Origin of the sequence: Pseudomonas sp. GM78 (assembly GCF_000282475.1) — a bacterium.
In the GTDB taxonomy this organism is placed as follows: Bacteria; Pseudomonadota; Gammaproteobacteria; order Pseudomonadales; family Pseudomonadaceae; genus Aquipseudomonas.
In genome coordinates, this window is sequence record NZ_AKJF01000081.1 from 15,113 (window position 1) to 31,747 (window position 16,635).

A 16,635-nucleotide genomic window follows, 5' to 3' on the forward strand; every position below is an offset into this window, starting at 1 on the left:
CGCTCACGGATTTTGTGAGCACTGTCAATACTTGTGGGAGCTGGCTTGCCAGCGATGGCGTCGGAACATTCACCATAGAACTACCCGCACTGCACACCCGCTCTTCGTCCGCTATCATCCCCCCAATTCCGATACGCGAGATCGTCATGCGCCGTTTGCTTTGCCTGCTGCTTTTAGTATTCGCCCTGCCGGCCACCGCCGCCGGGTTGCTGGAGAGCCGTCCCAGTTCGACCCTGGGCTCGATCAACAACAGTGCCGATTTCCTGCCGGTGCGCGAAGCCTTTCAGTTGAGTCTGGTGGAAAGCACCCCGCAATCGATCAAGCTGCGCTTCGTCGCCACCGAGGGCTACTACCTTTACCGGCATCGCTTCCAGTTCCGCGCCGACCCGGCCGATGTCACCCTCGGCCCGGCACAACTGCCCAAGGGCGAACAAAAGCACGATGAGTACTTCGGCGATGTCGAGGTCTACCACGGCGTACTCGATGTAGAACTGCCGCGCACCGATCAACGCGCCTTCACGCTGGCGGTGACCTACCAGGGCTGCGCCGACAAAGGCCTGTGTTATCCACCGGAAACCGAGCGCCTGGGCATCGACGGCAGCGGACCGACGACAACCCACGCCTGGAACTGGCGCGAATTGGCGCTGTTTTTCCTGGCAGGCCTGGGCCTGACCTTCACTCCGTGCGTGCTGCCCATGCTGCCGATTCTTTCCGGCGTGGTGTTGCGTGGTCAGGTCGGCGGCTGGCGTGGTTTCAATCTGTCGTTGGCCTATGTGCTGCCGATGGCCGCCTGTTTTGCCTTGCTGGGCGCGCTCATGGGCCTGTTCGGTGCCCAGCTCAATCTGCAGGCACGCCTGCAATCGGCATGGGTGCTGGTGCCGTTCGCGATGTTCTTTGCGCTGTTTGCCCTGGCGATGTTCGGCGTCTTCGAACTCAAATTGCCCCACGCCATCAGCAGTCGCCTGGACCGCATTGCCGGCCGTACTGAAGGCGGCTCGCTGTGGGGCGCCGCGGTACTGGGCGTGGTTTCCAGCCTGCTGGTTTCGCCATGCGTCTCGGCGCCGCTGGCCGGTGCGCTGCTGTACATCAGCGCCAGCGGCGATGCACTGGGCGGGGGCCTGAAACTGTTCATGCTCGGCCTGGGCATGGGTGCCCCGCTATTGCTGGTGGCCACCGGCGGCGCCGCCTGGTTGCCGAAAAGCGGACCGTGGCTGATCTACGTGAAAAACGCGATCGGCGTGTTGTTGCTGGGCCTGGCGATCGCCTTGCTCAGCCGGGTGCTGCCGGGGCAGGTGACCTTGCTGCTGATCGGCTTGCTGGCCGCGGGTGTCGGGTTGTTCCTGGGAGCACTGGAGTTCGTCTACAAACCGCCGCGAAAACGCCTGGGCCAATTGCTCGGGATGTTCCTGCTGTTTTATGCGCTGGCCTGTTGGTACGGCGGCCTCAGCGGCCAGACCGATCCATTCAGCCCGATCAGCCAGCCGTCCATGGTGGTTGGCAACGAGCCCGTGCAAAACCCCAGCGCCTGGCAAACCGTCAGCACCCCGGCAGACCTCGACCGCGTGCTCGCCGAAGCCCGCTCGTCCGGCACCCCGCTGCTGCTCGACTGGTACGCCGACTGGTGCATCAGCTGCAAAGTCATCGAACATGAAGTGCTCGACAATGCCAACGTCGTCGAACGCCTCAAGGGCTATCGGCTGATCCGCTTCGACATCACCGCCAGCAACGCCGAACAACGTGCCCTGCTCGACCGTTACCAACTGTTCGGCCCTCCCGCCTTGATGTTTTTCGGCAAGGACGGCGCCGAACGCGTCGATGTGCGGGTCATTGGCGAGATCAATGCCAGGGACTTCGTCGAACGTGTCGACAAGGCTAATGACCGGATTTAATAAGGCGGTCATATATTTCGCGCAAACATCGCTCATCGTGCTGGCTATTGCAGAGAACTGGACAGTCACAAAGGCTTTGCGGCATAGTCGCCGGGTTCTGACAAATGCACACGGATAACCAAGGAACAGCCGATGGCAACGCTACTCGTATTGCATGGACCCAACCTGAACCTGCTGGGCACCCGCGAACCGGGCACCTACGGCGCTACGACGCTGGCGCAGATCAACCAGGACCTGGAACGCCGCGCCCGTGAAGCCGGCCACCATTTGCTGCACCTGCAAAGCAATGCCGAGTACGAATTGATCGATCGCATCCATGCCGCCCGCAGCGAAGGCGTGGACTTCATTCTGATCAACCCAGCAGCTTTTACGCATACAAGTGTCGCATTACGTGACGCGCTGCTGGCGGTGAGCATCCCATTCATCGAAGTGCATTTGTCTAACGTGCACAAACGAGAACCTTTCCGCCATCACTCTTACTTCTCCGACGTAGCGGTAGGAGTGATCTGCGGCCTTGGCGCCAGCGGTTATCGACTGGCCCTGGAGGCCGCACTAGAGCAGCTTGAACAACAAGCTAAACGCCCCTGACCGACCCTTGGGAGTTGATGATTCATGGATATCCGTAAAGTTAAGAAACTGATCGAATTGCTGGAAGAGTCCGGCATCGACGAGCTCGAGATCAAGGAAGGCGAAGAGTCCGTACGCATCAGCCGTCATAGCAAGACCCCGGCTCAGCAGTACTACGCACCAGCTCCGATGCCTGCTCCGGTTGCCGCGCCTGCCGCTGCCGCCGCTCCGGCTGCCGCTGCCGCCCCTGCAGCTCCCGCCGCGCCAGCACTGAACGGCGCCGTTGCCCGTTCGCCGATGGTCGGTACGTTCTACCGCAAGTCTTCGCCAACCTCGCCGTCCTTCGTTGAAGTCGGCCAGACCGTGAAGAAAGGCGACACCCTGTGCATCGTTGAAGCCATGAAGATGATGAACCACATCGAAGCTGAAACCAGCGGTGTGATCGAATCCATCCTCGTCGAAGACGGCCAGCCGGTTGAGTACGACCAACCGCTGTTCACCATCGTTTGAACCGCGGAGAGCCTTTGATGACTGCGAAGTTGGAAAAAGTTCTGATCGCCAACCGCGGTGAGATCGCACTGCGGATTCTGCGCGCCTGCAAAGAGATGGGCATCAAGACCGTCGCCGTTTATTCCAAGGCTGACAAGGAACTGATGCACCTGGGCCTGGCAGACGAGTCCGTCTGCATCGGTCCGGCATCGGCCGCCCACTCCTACCTGCACATCCCGGCAATCATTGCCGCGGCCGAAGTGACCGGCGCCACCGCCATTCACCCAGGCTACGGTTTCCTCGCGGAAAACGCCGACTTCGCCGAACAGGTCGAGAACTCCGGCTTCGCCTTCATCGGCCCGAAAGCTGAAACCATCCGCCTGATGGGCGACAAGGTTTCGGCCAAGCACGCGATGATCGCCGCTGGTGTACCGACCGTTCCAGGTTCCGACGGCCCGCTGCCGGAAGACGAAGAAACCGCCCTGCGCATCGGTCGCGAAGTCGGTTACCCGGTGATCATCAAGGCCGCTGGCGGCGGTGGTGGTCGTGGCATGCGCGTGGTGCACAAGGAAGAAGACCTGATTTCCTCGGCGAAACTGACCCGCTCCGAAGCGGGCGCAGCGTTCGGCAACCCGATGGTCTATCTGGAAAAATTCCTGACCAATCCGCGCCACGTCGAAGTTCAGGTTCTGTCCGACGGCCAGGGCCAGGCGATCCATCTGGGCGACCGCGACTGCTCGCTGCAACGCCGCCACCAGAAAGTTCTCGAAGAAGCGCCGGCACCGGGCATCGACGAGAACGCGCGTGAAGAAGTCCTCGCCCGCTGCGTCAAGGCGTGCATCGACATCGGCTACCGCGGCGCCGGTACTTTCGAGTTCCTGTACGAGAACGGCCGCTTCTACTTCATCGAGATGAACACTCGTGTCCAGGTAGAGCACCCGGTATCGGAAATGGTCACCGGCATCGACATCGTCAAGGAGATGCTCAGCATCGCCGCCGGCAACAAGCTGTCGTTCACCCAGGATGACGTGGTCATCAGCGGTCACGCACTGGAATGCCGGATCAACGCCGAAGACCCGAAAACCTTCATGCCGAGCCCGGGCACGGTCAAGCACTTCCACGCCCCAGGCGGCAACGGCGTTCGCGTCGATTCGCACCTGTACAGTGGTTATGCCGTTCCGCCGAACTACGACTCGTTGATCGGCAAGCTGATCACCTACGGCGCAACCCGTGACGAAGCCATGGCGCGCATGCGCAATGCGCTGGACGAGATCGTTGTCGACGGGATCAAGACCAACATCCCGCTGCACCGCGACCTGACCCGCGACGAAGGCTTCTGCAAAGGGGGCGTGAACATTCACTACCTCGAGCACAAGCTGGCTGGCGAGAAGCACTAAGCTTCGACCCCATCAACAAGGCCGCCTTCGGGCGGCCTTGTTGTTTCTGAACGCTTCACGCTTTCCCTGTGGGAGCGAGCCTGCTCGCGAAGAGGCCAGCACATTCAACATCAATGTTGACTGATACACCGTCTTCGCGAGCAGGCTCGCTCCCACAAGGGATCTCCCACAAAACCTTCGCGCTCGCGTAAACTTGCGCGCTTCTCGCAGCCCGCTAGGCTGCAATCAATATTTTTCAAAGGTGCCCGCCATGCCTTGGCTGCAAGTCCGTCTCGCCATCAGCCCAGAACAAGCCGAAACCTACGAAGACGCTTTCCTTGAAGTGGGCGCCGTGTCGGTGACCTTCATGGACGCCGAAGACCAGCCAATCTTCGAGCCCGAACTCAACACCACCCCGCTGTGGTCCCACACTCACCTGTTGGCGCTGTTCGAAGGCGGCACCGAGCCAGGCCCGGTACTGGCCCACCTTGAGTTGCTGACCGGCAGCCCGCTGCCCGAGCATCACAGCGAAGTGATCGAAGATCAGGACTGGGAACGCAGCTGGATGGACAACTTCCAGCCGATGCGTTTCGGCCAGCGCCTGTGGATCGTGCCGAGCTGGCACGCAGCGCCCGAGCCAGACGCCGTGAACCTGTTGCTGGATCCGGGCCTGGCCTTCGGTACCGGCACACACCCGACCACCGCGCTGTGCCTGGAATGGCTCGACGGCCAGGACCTGAAGGACTGCAACGTACTGGACTTCGGCTGCGGTTCGGGGATCCTGGCGATTGCCGCGCTGCTGCTGGGCGCCAAACAGGCCGTGGGCACCGATATCGACGTGCAGGCGCTGGAAGCTTCCCGTGACAACGCCGGGCGCAACGGCATCGCCGATGAACTGTTCCCGCTGTACCTGCCCGAAGATCTGCCGCAGGTTCAGGCCGATGTGCTGGTGGCCAATATTCTCGCCGGCCCGCTGGTTTCGCTGGCGCCGCAGTTGTCGGGCCTGGTCCGGCCGGGCGGTCGCCTGGCGCTGTCGGGCATCCTCGCCGAGCAAGGCGACGAAGTGGCCGCAGCTTATGCCAAGGACTTCGATCTGGACCCGATCGCCAATCGCGATGGCTGGGTGCGCATCACTGGCCGTCGGCGCTAGAATGGACGCCTGCATCTACCGGATCGCCGCATGACCGACAGCTTCGTCACCCAGTGCCCGCATTGCCAAACCAGCTTCCGCGTCAGCCATGCCCAATTGAGCGTGGCGCGCGGGGTCGTTCGTTGTGGCTCATGCCTGCAGGTGTTCAACGCCGCCAAGCAGCTGCTGGAGCAGGCCGGCAAGGAAGCACCCGCGCCGACGCCAGCACCTCGGGAGACCGTCGAACCGCCGCCGCAGCGCGCCATCAGCCAAAAGCAATGGACCGCCACCGAGCTGGACCTGGACAGTCTCGACCTGGACGAAGAACTCGCCCGGCTTGAACAGCGGGAAATCCAGCCGACCACCGAATTCGGCCGACACCGCGAAGACACCCTCAGCGCTCGCCGCGACAGCGCCGAGCACGACGAAGCCCCCTGGCCCGACAGCCTGTTCAGCGAGTCCGCTGCCGATCGTGCCCAAGCGGCCGACACCCTTGACGCACTCGATGTGCTCGACACACCGCCGCCACCGAGCGAACCCTCGCGCACCGAACCGTCGCTGTCACTGGAACCGGTGGACCTGGACGATGAACCGCAGCCTCCGCAACTGCGCCTGAACGATCCGCTCGTCCCCCCCGTACATCACGAACGCATGACGGCAACGACAGAGATCGACGACGACCTGCCTTCGATCGAGCCGCCGCGCAAGCGTCGCGAACGCAGCGAAGCAGGGGTTCGTGCCGAAGCGCTGCAGGACCTGACTGACGATCCACTGCAACTGGATTGGCAAAAACGTCGCTCGCCATGGGGTCGGAGGCTGTTCTGGCTGTTGTTGATCCTGCTGGGAGCTGGCGCACTCGTCGGCCAATACGTCGCCTACCACTTCGATGAATTGGCGCGCCAGGACCAGTACCGCCCCTGGTTCCAGCAACTGTGCCCGCAAATCGGCTGCACGGTGCCCTCCAAGGTCGACATCGCGAAAATCAAGAGCAGCAACCTGGTGGTGCGCAGCCACCCCGAGTTCAGCGGCGCCCTGGTGGTCGATGCGATCATCTACAACCGCGCCCCTTTCTCGCAGCCCTTCCCGCTGCTGGAGCTGCGCTTTGCCGACCTCAACGGCCACCTGATCGCCAGCCGCCGCTTCAAACCTGGCGAGTACCTGAACGGCGACCTCGAAGGCAAGGTGGAAATGCCTCCGCAAACGCCCATCCACATCGCCCTCGACATCCTCGACCCCGGCGCCAAGGCGGTGAATTACAGCCTGAGCTTCCACTCGCCCGAGTGAAACGATTCACTGATCGGCAATTGACGACGGCTTCATGACGTTGCCCATCCGGACCAAACCGCTGGCAATAACAGAATAACTGTTCAGATTTTGTTCAATTCAGCCTTTATCCAGTCATCGAGAGCGGGTATCATGCCAACCCTTTTTCGAACTCTCATGATCCGGCCCCACACCAGGGAAGTCCTATGTCGGCGGTACGCATCGGTCCATACACATTACACAACGGCTTGATTCTCGCCCCGATGGCGGGTGTCACCGACCAACCCTTTCGTCAGCTGTGCAAGCGATTGGGCGCGGGGCTAGTAGTCTCGGAAATGGTCACCAGCGACATGAGTTTGTGGAACACCCGCAAGTCGCGCATGCGCATGATCCATGCAGGTGATCCCGAGCCACGCTCGGTGCAGATCGCCGGTGGCGACGCGCAGATGCTGGCGGATGCAGCCCGGGCCAACGTCGAGCTGGGTGCGCAGATTATTGATATCAACATGGGCTGTCCGGCCAAGAAGGTCTGCAACAAGGCCGCCGGCTCCGCGCTGTTGAAAGATGAAGCATTGGTAACCGAGATCCTGCAGGCCGTCGTGGCCGCGGTCGATGTGCCGGTTACCCTGAAGATCCGTACCGGCTGGGACCGGGACAACAAGAACGGCCTGACGGTGGCGAAGATCGCTGAACAGGCAGGCATTACGGCGCTGGCAGTGCATGGCCGCACCCGTGCCGACCTGTACACCGGTGAAGCCGAGTACGACACCATTGCCGCGATCAAGCAGGCGGTGTCGATGCCGGTCTTCGCCAATGGCGATATCAATTCGCCAGAAAAAGCCCGGTACGTGCTCGACGCGACCGGTGCCGATGGCCTGTTGGTGGGCCGGGCTGCCCAGGGGCGGCCATGGATTTTTCGCGAGATCGACCATTTCCTGCGTACCGGCGAGAAGCTCCCGGCGCTGGACCTGATCGAGGTGGAACGCATCCTGCTAGAGCATCTGGCTGCGCTGCACGCCTTCTATGGAGACGTGATGGGCGTACGCATTGCTCGAAAGCATGTGGGCTGGTATCTCGCAACCTTGCCGGGCGCCAGGGAGTTTCGCGCCCACTTCAATCGTTTGGATGGTACGGAAGCACAATGCGCCAACGTTCGGGAGTTCTTTGCCGGGCGTTACAAGAGCCTGACAGGGGACGGAGAGTGGGTGGCCGCATGACGATGATGACCGAGACTTTAGTGAGTGGAACAACACCCGTGAGCGACAACGTGAATTTGAAACAGCACCTCAATACGCCAAGCGAAGAAGGCCAGACCCTTCGCGGGAGTGTCGAGAAGGCGCTGCACAATTATTTCGCCCACCTTGAGGGCGCTGCCGTCACGGACGTGTACAACCTGGTGCTCTCCGAAGTCGAGGCTCCCCTGCTTGAGTGCGTGATGAACTACGTCAAGGGCAACCAGACCAAGGCCAGCGAGATGCTCGGACTGAACCGGGGCACGCTGCGCAAGAAACTCAAGCAGTACGATTTGCTGTAAGCATTCAATCAAACCAGAAAGGCGCCCGCGTAAGACCGGTCGCCTTTTTTGCTGACTTCCTTTGCTTTTGATGGAAATTGAGATGACCGACCAGACTACCCGCCTGCCGATCCGCCGCGCCCTGATCAGCGTTTCCGACAAGACCGGGATCCTCGAATTCGCCAAGGAGCTTGAAGCCCTGGGTGTCGAGATCCTCTCCACCGGCGGGACGTTCAAGCTGCTGCAGGACAACGGTGTTGCCGCAGTGGAAGTCGCGGACTACACCGGCTTCGCCGAAATGATGGACGGCCGGGTGAAAACCCTGCACCCGAAAATCCACGGCGGGATCCTCGGTCGTCGCGGTATCGACGACGCCATCATGAACGAGCACGGCATCAAGCCGATCGACCTGGTAGCGGTCAACCTGTACCCGTTCGAAGCCACCATCAACAAGCCTGGCTGCGACCTGCCGACCGCCATCGAGAACATCGACATCGGCGGCCCGACCATGGTCCGTTCGGCCGCGAAAAACCACAAAGACGTGGCCATCGTGGTGAATGCCAGCGACTACGCCAGCGTCCTGGAAAGCCTGAAAGCCGGCGGCCTGACCTACGCCCAGCGTTTCGACCTGATGCTCAAGGCCTTCGAACACACCGCCGCCTACGACGGCATGATCGCCAACTACATGGGCACCGTGAACCAGGCCGCTGACACCCTCAGCACAGAAGGTCGCAGCGAATTCCCGCGCACCTTCAACAGCCAGTTCGTCAAGGCCCAGGAAATGCGCTACGGCGAGAACCCGCACCAGAGCGCGGCGTTCTACGTTGAAGCCAAGCCTGCCGAAGTCGGCATCGCCACCGCGACCCAGCTGCAAGGCAAAGAGCTTTCCTACAACAACGTGGCCGACACCGATGCTGCGCTGGAATGCGTGAAGAGCTTCGTCAAGCCGGCCTGCGTGATCGTCAAGCACGCCAACCCGTGCGGCGTGGCCGTGAGCCCGGACGCCGAAGGCGGCATCCGCAAGGCCTACGACCTGGCCTACGCCACCGACACCGAATCGGCATTCGGCGGCATCATCGCCTTCAACCGCGAACTGGACGCCGAGACCGCCAAGGCCATCGTCGAGCGTCAGTTCGTCGAAGTGATCATTGCCCCGAGCGTCAGCGAAGAAGCCCGTGCCATCGTCGCCGCCAAGGCCAACGTGCGCCTGCTGGCCTGTGGCGAGTGGTCGGCCGATCGCGCCGCCGCCTGGGACTACAAGCGCGTCAACGGTGGCCTGCTGGTGCAGAGCCGCGACATCGGCATGATCGGCGCCGATGACCTGAAGGTCGTGACCAAGCGCGCCCCGACCGAGCAGGAAATCCATGACCTGATCTTCGCCTGGAAAGTCGCCAAGTACGTCAAGTCCAACGCCATCGTCTACGCCAAGAACCGTCAGACCATTGGTGTCGGCGCGGGCCAGATGAGCCGTGTGAACTCCGCGCGCATCGCCGCAATCAAGGCTGAGCATGCCGGCTTGCAGGTGGCGGGTTCGGTCATGGCTTCCGACGCGTTCTTCCCGTTCCGCGATGGTTTGGACAATGCGGCCAAGGCGGGCGTGACTGCCGTGATCCAACCAGGTGGCTCGATGCGTGACAACGAAGTGATTGCAGCCGCTGACGAAGCCGGCATCGCCATGGTATTCACCGGCATGCGCCACTTCCGTCACTAAGTACTCGATCCACTGTGGGAGCTGGCCTGCCAGCGATAGCATCCCCTCGGTTTAGCGGATAAACCGGGTTGCCTGCATCGCCGGCAGGCCAGCTCCCACAGAAAAGCGCCCCTGCGGTGCTCAACAGAATTAGCGTCATCCGAGGTTTTTGAAATGAATGTTTTGATCATTGGCAGCGGTGGCCGTGAACACGCCCTGGCCTGGAAAGTGGCCCAGGATCCTCGTGTGCAGAAAGTGTTCGTGGCACCCGGTAACGCCGGCACCGCCATCGAAGCCAAATGCGAGAACGTCGCCATCGACGTACTTGCCCTTGAGCAACTCGCGGACTTCGCCGAGAAAAACGTTTCCCTGACCATCGTCGGCCCGGAAGTGCCGCTGGTCGCTGGTGTGGTCGACCTGTTCCGCTCCCGTGGCCTGGACTGCTTCGGTCCGACCGCCGGCGCTGCGCAGCTGGAAGGTTCGAAAGCGTTCACCAAGGACTTCCTGGCTCGCCACAAGATCCCGACCGCCGACTACCAGAACTTCACCGAGATCGAGCCAGCCCTGGCTTACCTGCGTGAAAAAGGCGCGCCGATCGTGATCAAGGCCGATGGCCTGGCCGCTGGCAAAGGCGTGATCGTTGCCATGACCCTGGCCGAAGCCGAAGACGCCGTACGTGACATGCTGGCAGGCAATGCCTTCGGCGACGCCGGCTCGCGGGTAGTGATCGAAGAATTCCTCGACGGCGAAGAAGCGAGCTTCATCGTCATGGTCGACGGCAAGAACGTCCTGCCGATGGCCACCAGCCAGGACCATAAGCGCGTCGGCGACGGCGACACCGGCCCGAATACGGGCGGCATGGGTGCCTACTCCCCTGCCCCGGTGGTGACCAGCGAAGTCCACCAGCGCGTGATGGACCTGGTGATCTGGCCGACCGTGCGCGGCATGGCCGAGGAAGGCAATGTCTACACGGGCTTCCTGTATGCGGGCCTGATGATCGACAAGGCCGGCAACCCGAAAGTCATCGAATTCAACTGCCGTTTCGGTGACCCGGAAACCCAACCGGTCATGCTGCGTTTGCAGTCGAGCCTGGTCCTGCTGGTCGAAGCTGCCCTGGCGCAGGCGCTGGACAAGGTCGAAGCGCAATGGGATCCACGTCCGAGCGTCGGCATCGTCCTGGCGGCAGGCGGCTATCCTGGTGACTACGCCAAGGGTGTGGCCATCAATGGCCTGGATGCAGCGGCGGCACTCGACGGCAAGGTCTTTCACGCCGGCACCGCGCTCAAGGATGGTCAAGTCGTGACCGCCGGTGGCCGGGTGCTTTGCGCTACGGCCATGGGCGTCAGCGTCGATGCGGCTCAACAGCAGGCCTACAAACTGGCGGCCAGCATTGATTGGGAAGGCTGTTTCTATCGCAAGGACATTGGCTACCGCGCCATTGCCCGCGAGCGCGGCGAACAGGAATAAGGCAACAATTCGACAGGCAGGGGCTTGCGACCCTTGCCTGGCTATTCCGGCGCCGCGCATAGTTATATTCTGGCATTAACCTACGAAGGGATTTCGCCGTGCGCTGGCTCAGGATTGCCATAAGTCTAACCGTCACGTTGCTGACTTTGCTCTGCATGCTCCCGGCCCAGGCCGCGCAAGGCAGTGGCTGGGCGGTATTGCTCGACGAACAGGGTGACCTGCAGCTGAGCGACATCCGCTCCGCCCGCTACACCAATCAATTCAGCCCCATCGAGCTCGACCACCTCACGGCGGCCGAGCCCGACGGTGCGCTATGGCTGCGTTTCCGGCTCGCGCCGGGCAAGCATGAACAATTGCTGCGGGTGTTCGCACCCGACCTGCTGCACTTCAACATGTATGTGCTGGACGGCGACAAGCTGATCGACCAGTCTCAGACAGGCAATGAACAGCCCCTGGCGGACCGGCCCCTGCCCAGCAGCGACTTCATGTTGCCGCTGCCGCAAAGCGACAAGACCCTGGACGTCTACCTGCGACTGGTTTCCGAACACCAGTTGCGACCCTACATCACCTTGCAATCGGCGGTCGTCACCGCGGCCAACCAGAACCAGACGCTGATCTACGGACTGCTGCTGGGCTGCATTTGCATGCTGATCCTGCACAATCTCATCCGCTACGCCTATACCCGCTCGACCAGCAGTGTCTGGCTGGCGGTATGCGAAGCCTTGCTGATGCTCAGCCTGGTGCTGTTGTTGAACCTGGCGGGGCCCTGGATCCCGGACTGGCAGGCCGTGCAGACGCCCGGCGCCTACCTCGCATTGCTGCTGACGGCCCCCAGCGGGCTGATATTTGCCTATCGCTTCTTCAAGCCCCTCGGACCTCATCCGCTGAACAAGCTGATCGTGGGCGACATCCTGTTCATCATGATCTGCAGCCTGCTCCTGCTGTTCGTCAACACGCTGCCGCTCAACATCATCACCTATGCACTGGTCGCCCTGGCAGGCCTGAGCATGTTGTTCGTCAGCACCTTTCACTGGCAAAAAGGTTATCGCCCGGCGCGGTTCTTCGTGGCGGCCATGGTGGTGTTCAACCTTGGCACCCTGATCATCCTGCCCGCCTTGCTGGGGCTGACCCTGATCGAACCCCACGATCTGATCACCACCCTGCTCGCGTTCATCTGCATCAGCGGCCTGTTGATGAGCATTGCCCTGAGCGAACGCCAGCGCAGCATCACCGAAGCGCGTTTCAGCATCAGTCGTGACCTGGCAGCCAGCAACGCCGAGATCAATGCCAAGGCCGAGTTCCTGGCAAAGATCAGCCATGAGATCCGCACCCCGATGAACGGCGTGCTGGGCATGACCGAGTTGTTGCTGGGCACGCCGCTGTCGGTCAAGCAGCGCGACTACGTGCAGACCATTCACAGCGCCGGCAACGAACTGCTGACATTGATCAACGAGATTCTCGACATTTCCAAACTCGAGTCCGGACAGATCGAACTCGACGATGTGCAGTTCGATCTCAACGCACTGATCGAAGACTGCCTGAGTATCTTCCGCGCCAAGGCCGAGCAGCAGAACGTCGAACTGATCAGCTTCATTCAGCCACAGGTTCCGCGCGTCATCAGCGGTGACCCGACGCGCCTGCGCCAGACCTTGCTGAGCCTGCTGGAAAACGCTCTGAAGAAAACCGACGAAGGCGAGATCCTGATCGTCGTCGCCCTCGACGAACGCAGCAGCCATCCTCGCTTGCGCATCGCCGTGCAGGACAGCGGCGAACCGATGGATGCCGAAGAGCGCGACGCGCTGATGCACGCCGAACTGCACAGCAAGCATTTCCTCTCGACCAACCACCTGGGCGGTAATCTGGGGCTGGTGATCGCCCGTCAGCTGATCCGCCTGATGCAAGGTGAATTCGGCATCAAGAGTGGCAACAACCAGGGCAGCACCTTGTGGCTGACCTTGCCGCTGGACCCGGACCGCCTGGAGCATCCAACCTGCGACCTCGATGGCCCGCTGCAGGGTGCACGGGTGTTGGTGGTGGATGACAACGACACGTGCCGCAAGGTGCTTGTGCAGCAGTGCAGCGCCTGGGGCCTGAACGTGAGCGCGGTGCCCTCGGGCAAGGAGGCCTTGGCGCTGTTGCGCACCAAGGCGCACCTGCGTGACTACTTCGATGTGGTCCTGCTGGACCAGAACATGCCCGGCATGACCGGCATGCAACTGGCCGCCAAGATCAAGGAAGACCCGAGCCTGAACCACGACATCCTGCTGATCATGCTGACCGGCATCAGCAATGCGCCGAGCAAGATCATCGCGCGCAACTCGGGAATCAAACGCATCCTTGCCAAACCGGTGGCCGGCTATACTCTCAAGACCACCCTGGCCGACGAACTGACCCAGCGCAACAAAGGGCTGGCGGTGCCGCAGCACCTGCCACCCGGTCCACCCCTGCCGGTCAAGGTTCCCAGCGATTTCCGCATTCTGGTGGCCGAAGACAACAGCATTTCGACCAAGGTCATTCGCGGCATGCTGGGCAAGCTCAATCTGCAACCGGACACTGCCAGCAATGGCGAAGAAGCCTTGGTGGCAATGAAGGCGTATCGCTACGACCTGGTACTGATGGATTGCGAAATGCCAATCCTCGATGGTTTTTCGGCAACCCAACAGCTGCGTGCCTGGGAAGTCGGCAATCAACGCACTCGCACCCCGGTGGTGGCGTTGACCGCGCACATCCTCGCCGAACATAAGGAGCGTGCACGCCAGGCCGGTATGGATGGGCACATGGCCAAACCGGTCGAGCTCTCGCAATTGCGCGAATTGATCGAACACTGGGTTGCCCAGCGCGATCAGCAGAACCGCGCGACGACGCCAACGTCCTGAGCCGACAGACCCCACGGCGCCTGTTAGACTCCCCCTCGACTTCCCCACCAGTGAGCCTGTCCCATGCTCCACGTGTTGTTCAGCGTTTATCTGAAGATGTTGGTGCTCTATAGCCCGTTCTTCGTGTTGTCCTGCTTCATCAGCCTGACCCGCGGCTATTCGCGCAAGGAACAACGTCGACTGGCGTGGAAGGTGGCCATTGCCACGCTGGTGTCCAGCGTCTTGCTATACCTGTTCGGGCGGGTGATTTTCAGCGTCTTCGGCATCACCGTGGACGCCTTCCGCATCGGCGCCGGCAGCGTGCTGTTCATCTCGGCGCTGGGCATGGCGCAAGGCAAGTCGGCGGTGCAGACCGATAATGTGCAGCAGGACGTGACCATCGTCCCCTTGACCATTCCGCTGACAGTGGGCCCAGGGACTATCGGTGCCCTGCTGGTAATGGGCGTCAGTCAGCCGCATTGGGACGACAAACTCACGGCCATTGTCAGTATTGCCCTGGCCAGCTTCACCGTGGGCGTGGTGCTGTACCTGTCCAACCGTATCGAACGCATTCTCGGCGATCAGGGTTTGCAGATCGTCAGCCGGTTGATGGGCTTGTTCGTGTGTGCGTTGGCGGCACAGATTATCTTTACCGGGGTGAAGGGGTATCTGGTGCCCTGAATGCACAAGGCACCTGCCAGGGACTGCTAGATCGTCAGGTTGGCGATCTCGAGACACTCAGACTGCCGCCGTGCACCTAGCCACTGCACGGTATCCTCCCTGTACTCGCCATAGATGCCTGCATTGAAGCGAGCAGTGTAAAAATACGCGTTTACCGCGCCATGCAGATCGCTAAAAGCAAACTCACGCCCTGTGAAAAGCCTGCCGACTGATCCGCGAGTATCAAAAAAAACCGAAGCGATACTCAGGGACCCACGTTCATTTACCACACCAATGCACGCCCGGATGCGCGTCAGCCCCTTCACCTTCAGCGCAGCATATTGACGGAAGGTCTGCTCCACGCTCAGTTTGTCCGGCAGCTCGGCGACCTTATCCAACGCTGCCAGTAAAACAGTGGCCTGCTCACCCTCCAGATTGCTTTCAAAGACCGTCGCAAACACCTCTCGCAACGAAAACGCCTTTTCAGCAATGGATGTGAACGTACCGGTTATCACGTTTTGCCGATCGTAGACCCAGCCACACTCATACAAGATACCCTTATAAGCTTCGAGCCAATCCAGGCCGTTCGGATCCTCAGGAAAGTCTTCATCGGCAGCAAGTTGAGTAAAAAGCAAAGCATCAATCACATCTTGTTTCGTGGCTGACGACAATGCTTTTGATACAGCCAGCACGCCACTTCCATTGATGTAAATCGAATAGTCCATAAGCCTATATCCTTCGTGCAAACCAGAGGCAAGCACCTCTGGCCCATACTGACTACTTTTTACTTCCTATGCCGCGCAAATCGTTTACCCCGCACTTCTTTGCGCCGCTGCCCAAGGACAGACTCAATATCATCTTTTACTTCAGCATAAGCAAAAGGATTAAAGGTGAGAAAATTCGAACCCTGGTAAATATCAACATTGGTGACTTCGAGATCAAAGAAAATAATCTCGCCACCGAACTTTTGAGTTTCGTGATTCACAGACGAAAAGGAAATAATAATGAGGCCATTCTTCGCTTGCTCGCATGGCAATATGGCCAGCTTCACACCTTTTGCTGTCACGACTTCTAAATTGAATAATTGGACTGTATCGGGCTGTTTTTCCAAAGCAGTCAAGGTGGAGTCTGCCACGGCACTCAGCACCGTTGCACCGGGAATGGCGGCTTTTGCCGCAGCGATCCCCGCTTGGACAATAGACGTGACGACGTTTTTCATCGTCCCCGAGCCAGACTGCTTGTTGTATTCCACGCTCGCATGGACTGGAACAGCACACCCCATATCCAACATGCAATTGATAAACGCTCGATGCCAGGCAGCGGGATTCGGATCATTTTTAGTTTCGTGATCGGCCTCCAGCTTCGAAAAACTGATGAGGTTTTCGATAATCATCATGTTCTCAAGCGAAATACCATCGCCATAACCGATGAGTGAATTACCCAGAACCAAAGCATCCAGTTCCTTGGTAGGGCTCGAAGCAGCCGAATCCACTAAACCTCTTGCACGAGGGACGTTAACCAACAGTGCCTTGGCCCTGGCAAGACGCGCCTTGCCCAAATCCGTGCAACCCTTGAGAGCGTTTGTATCTTCAAAACTTTGCATATCCAACATTCCTTTGAATTCGTTTATAGCCCTCCTGGGCGTAAAAACGAATTTAACCCACCCCCTTACCGAGCAACAAACCCAATTAAATTTCCACATATGTAAAAACTGAACAAACACACCAAAGAGCGGAT

At 60.4% G+C, this 16,635-nt stretch carries 14 protein-coding genes; 12 read left to right on the forward strand and 2 right to left on the reverse strand.

Annotation, left to right across the window (positions count from 1 at the left end; all coding sequences use genetic code 11):
• The first annotated feature begins 146 nt into the window (after nt 1-146).
• The 12 genes from PMI35_RS18360 (at nt 147) to PMI35_RS18305 (ending at nt 14,919) form a co-directional block, all read left to right on the forward strand.
• Nucleotides 147-1,889 (forward strand): protein-disulfide reductase DsbD, encoded by a 1,743-nt coding sequence (locus PMI35_RS18360; protein WP_008058808.1) that lies wholly within the window; start codon nt 147-149, stop codon nt 1,887-1,889.
• Between the two features lie 132 nt (nt 1,890-2,021).
• On the forward strand, nt 2,022-2,477 hold the full coding sequence (gene aroQ / locus PMI35_RS18355) for a type II 3-dehydroquinate dehydratase (protein WP_008058809.1): 456 nt from the start codon (nt 2,022-2,024) through the stop codon (nt 2,475-2,477).
• Between the two features lie 24 nt (nt 2,478-2,501).
• On the forward strand, nt 2,502-2,966 hold the full coding sequence (gene accB / locus PMI35_RS18350; RefSeq protein WP_008058828.1) for an acetyl-CoA carboxylase biotin carboxyl carrier protein: 465 nt from the start codon (nt 2,502-2,504) through the stop codon (nt 2,964-2,966).
• A 17-nt stretch (nt 2,967-2,983) separates the two neighbouring features.
• A complete protein-coding gene (accC, locus tag PMI35_RS18345; protein WP_008058830.1) occupies nt 2,984-4,342 on the forward strand; it encodes an acetyl-CoA carboxylase biotin carboxylase subunit in 1,359 nt (452 codons plus the stop codon).
• Between the two features lie 250 nt (nt 4,343-4,592).
• Nucleotides 4,593-5,471 (forward strand): 50S ribosomal protein L11 methyltransferase, encoded by an 879-nt coding sequence (prmA, locus tag PMI35_RS18340; RefSeq protein WP_008058831.1) that lies wholly within the window; start codon nt 4,593-4,595, stop codon nt 5,469-5,471.
• 30 nt (nt 5,472-5,501) lie between these two features.
• Nucleotides 5,502-6,734, forward strand: coding sequence for a DUF3426 domain-containing protein (locus tag PMI35_RS18335; protein WP_008058833.1), 1,233 nt, complete (start codon nt 5,502-5,504; stop codon nt 6,732-6,734).
• A 185-nt stretch (nt 6,735-6,919) separates the two neighbouring features.
• Entirely contained in the window at nt 6,920-7,930 is a 1,011-nt protein-coding gene (dusB, locus tag PMI35_RS18330; protein WP_008058836.1) for a tRNA dihydrouridine synthase DusB, read from the forward strand.
• A complete protein-coding gene (gene fis / locus PMI35_RS18325; RefSeq protein ID WP_015093301.1) occupies nt 7,927-8,247 on the forward strand; it encodes a DNA-binding transcriptional regulator Fis in 321 nt (106 codons plus the stop codon). The genes dusB and fis overlap by 4 nt, the downstream gene beginning before the upstream one ends.
• A gap of 82 nt (nt 8,248-8,329) precedes the next feature.
• Nucleotides 8,330-9,937 carry a bifunctional phosphoribosylaminoimidazolecarboxamide formyltransferase/IMP cyclohydrolase gene (gene purH, locus PMI35_RS18320; RefSeq protein WP_008058838.1) on the forward strand — a complete coding sequence of 536 codons (1,608 nt, stop codon included), beginning with the start codon at nt 8,330-8,332 and terminating at the stop codon, nt 9,935-9,937.
• Nucleotides 9,938-10,090: 153 nt separating this feature from the next.
• Entirely contained in the window at nt 10,091-11,383 is a 1,293-nt protein-coding gene (gene purD, locus PMI35_RS18315; RefSeq protein WP_008058839.1) for a phosphoribosylamine--glycine ligase, read from the forward strand.
• Nucleotides 11,384-11,481: 98 nt separating this feature from the next.
• On the forward strand, nt 11,482-14,259 hold the full coding sequence (locus PMI35_RS18310; RefSeq protein WP_008058840.1) for a hybrid sensor histidine kinase/response regulator: 2,778 nt from the start codon (nt 11,482-11,484) through the stop codon (nt 14,257-14,259).
• Between the two features lie 63 nt (nt 14,260-14,322).
• The gene (locus PMI35_RS18305; RefSeq protein WP_008058841.1) at nt 14,323-14,919 is read left to right on the forward strand and encodes a MarC family protein; all 597 of its coding nucleotides are present in this window, start codon (nt 14,323-14,325) and stop codon (nt 14,917-14,919) included.
• 26 nt (nt 14,920-14,945) lie between these two features.
• On the opposite strand, the gene PMI35_RS18300 is transcribed toward PMI35_RS18305, so the two are convergent.
• Together PMI35_RS18300 and PMI35_RS18295 are read right to left on the reverse strand one after the other, a co-directional pair.
• Entirely contained in the window at nt 14,946-15,623 is a 678-nt protein-coding gene (locus tag PMI35_RS18300; RefSeq protein WP_008058842.1) for a hypothetical protein, read from the reverse strand.
• 59 nt (nt 15,624-15,682) lie between these two features.
• On the reverse strand, nt 15,683-16,501 hold the full coding sequence (locus PMI35_RS18295) for a hypothetical protein (protein ID WP_008058843.1): 819 nt from the start codon (nt 16,499-16,501) through the stop codon (nt 15,683-15,685).
• Nucleotides 16,502-16,635: the final 134 nt, after the last annotated feature.

Bases quoted from the DNA above. Each gene is read 5' to 3' on its own strand.
- PMI35_RS18300 (WP_008058842.1), bottom strand. From the start codon at position 15,623: ATGGACTATTCGATTTACATCAATGGAAGTGGCGTGCTGGCTGTATCA.
- fis (WP_015093301.1), top strand. From the start codon at position 7,927: ATGACGATGATGACCGAGACTTTAGTGAGTGGAACAACACCCGTGAGC.
- prmA (WP_008058831.1), top strand. From the start codon at position 4,593: ATGCCTTGGCTGCAAGTCCGTCTCGCCATCAGCCCAGAACAAGCCGAA.
- PMI35_RS18305 (WP_008058841.1), top strand. From the start codon at position 14,323: ATGCTCCACGTGTTGTTCAGCGTTTATCTGAAGATGTTGGTGCTCTAT.
- purH (WP_008058838.1), top strand. From the start codon at position 8,330: ATGACCGACCAGACTACCCGCCTGCCGATCCGCCGCGCCCTGATCAGC.
- PMI35_RS18360 (WP_008058808.1), top strand. From the start codon at position 147: ATGCGCCGTTTGCTTTGCCTGCTGCTTTTAGTATTCGCCCTGCCGGCC.
- PMI35_RS18335 (WP_008058833.1), top strand. From the start codon at position 5,502: ATGACCGACAGCTTCGTCACCCAGTGCCCGCATTGCCAAACCAGCTTC.
- PMI35_RS18295 (WP_008058843.1), bottom strand. From the start codon at position 16,501: ATGCAAAGTTTTGAAGATACAAACGCTCTCAAGGGTTGCACGGATTTG.
- dusB (WP_008058836.1), top strand. From the start codon at position 6,920: ATGTCGGCGGTACGCATCGGTCCATACACATTACACAACGGCTTGATT.
- aroQ (WP_008058809.1), top strand. From the start codon at position 2,022: ATGGCAACGCTACTCGTATTGCATGGACCCAACCTGAACCTGCTGGGC.
- accB (WP_008058828.1), top strand. From the start codon at position 2,502: ATGGATATCCGTAAAGTTAAGAAACTGATCGAATTGCTGGAAGAGTCC.
- accC (WP_008058830.1), top strand. From the start codon at position 2,984: ATGACTGCGAAGTTGGAAAAAGTTCTGATCGCCAACCGCGGTGAGATC.
- purD (WP_008058839.1), top strand. From the start codon at position 10,091: ATGAATGTTTTGATCATTGGCAGCGGTGGCCGTGAACACGCCCTGGCC.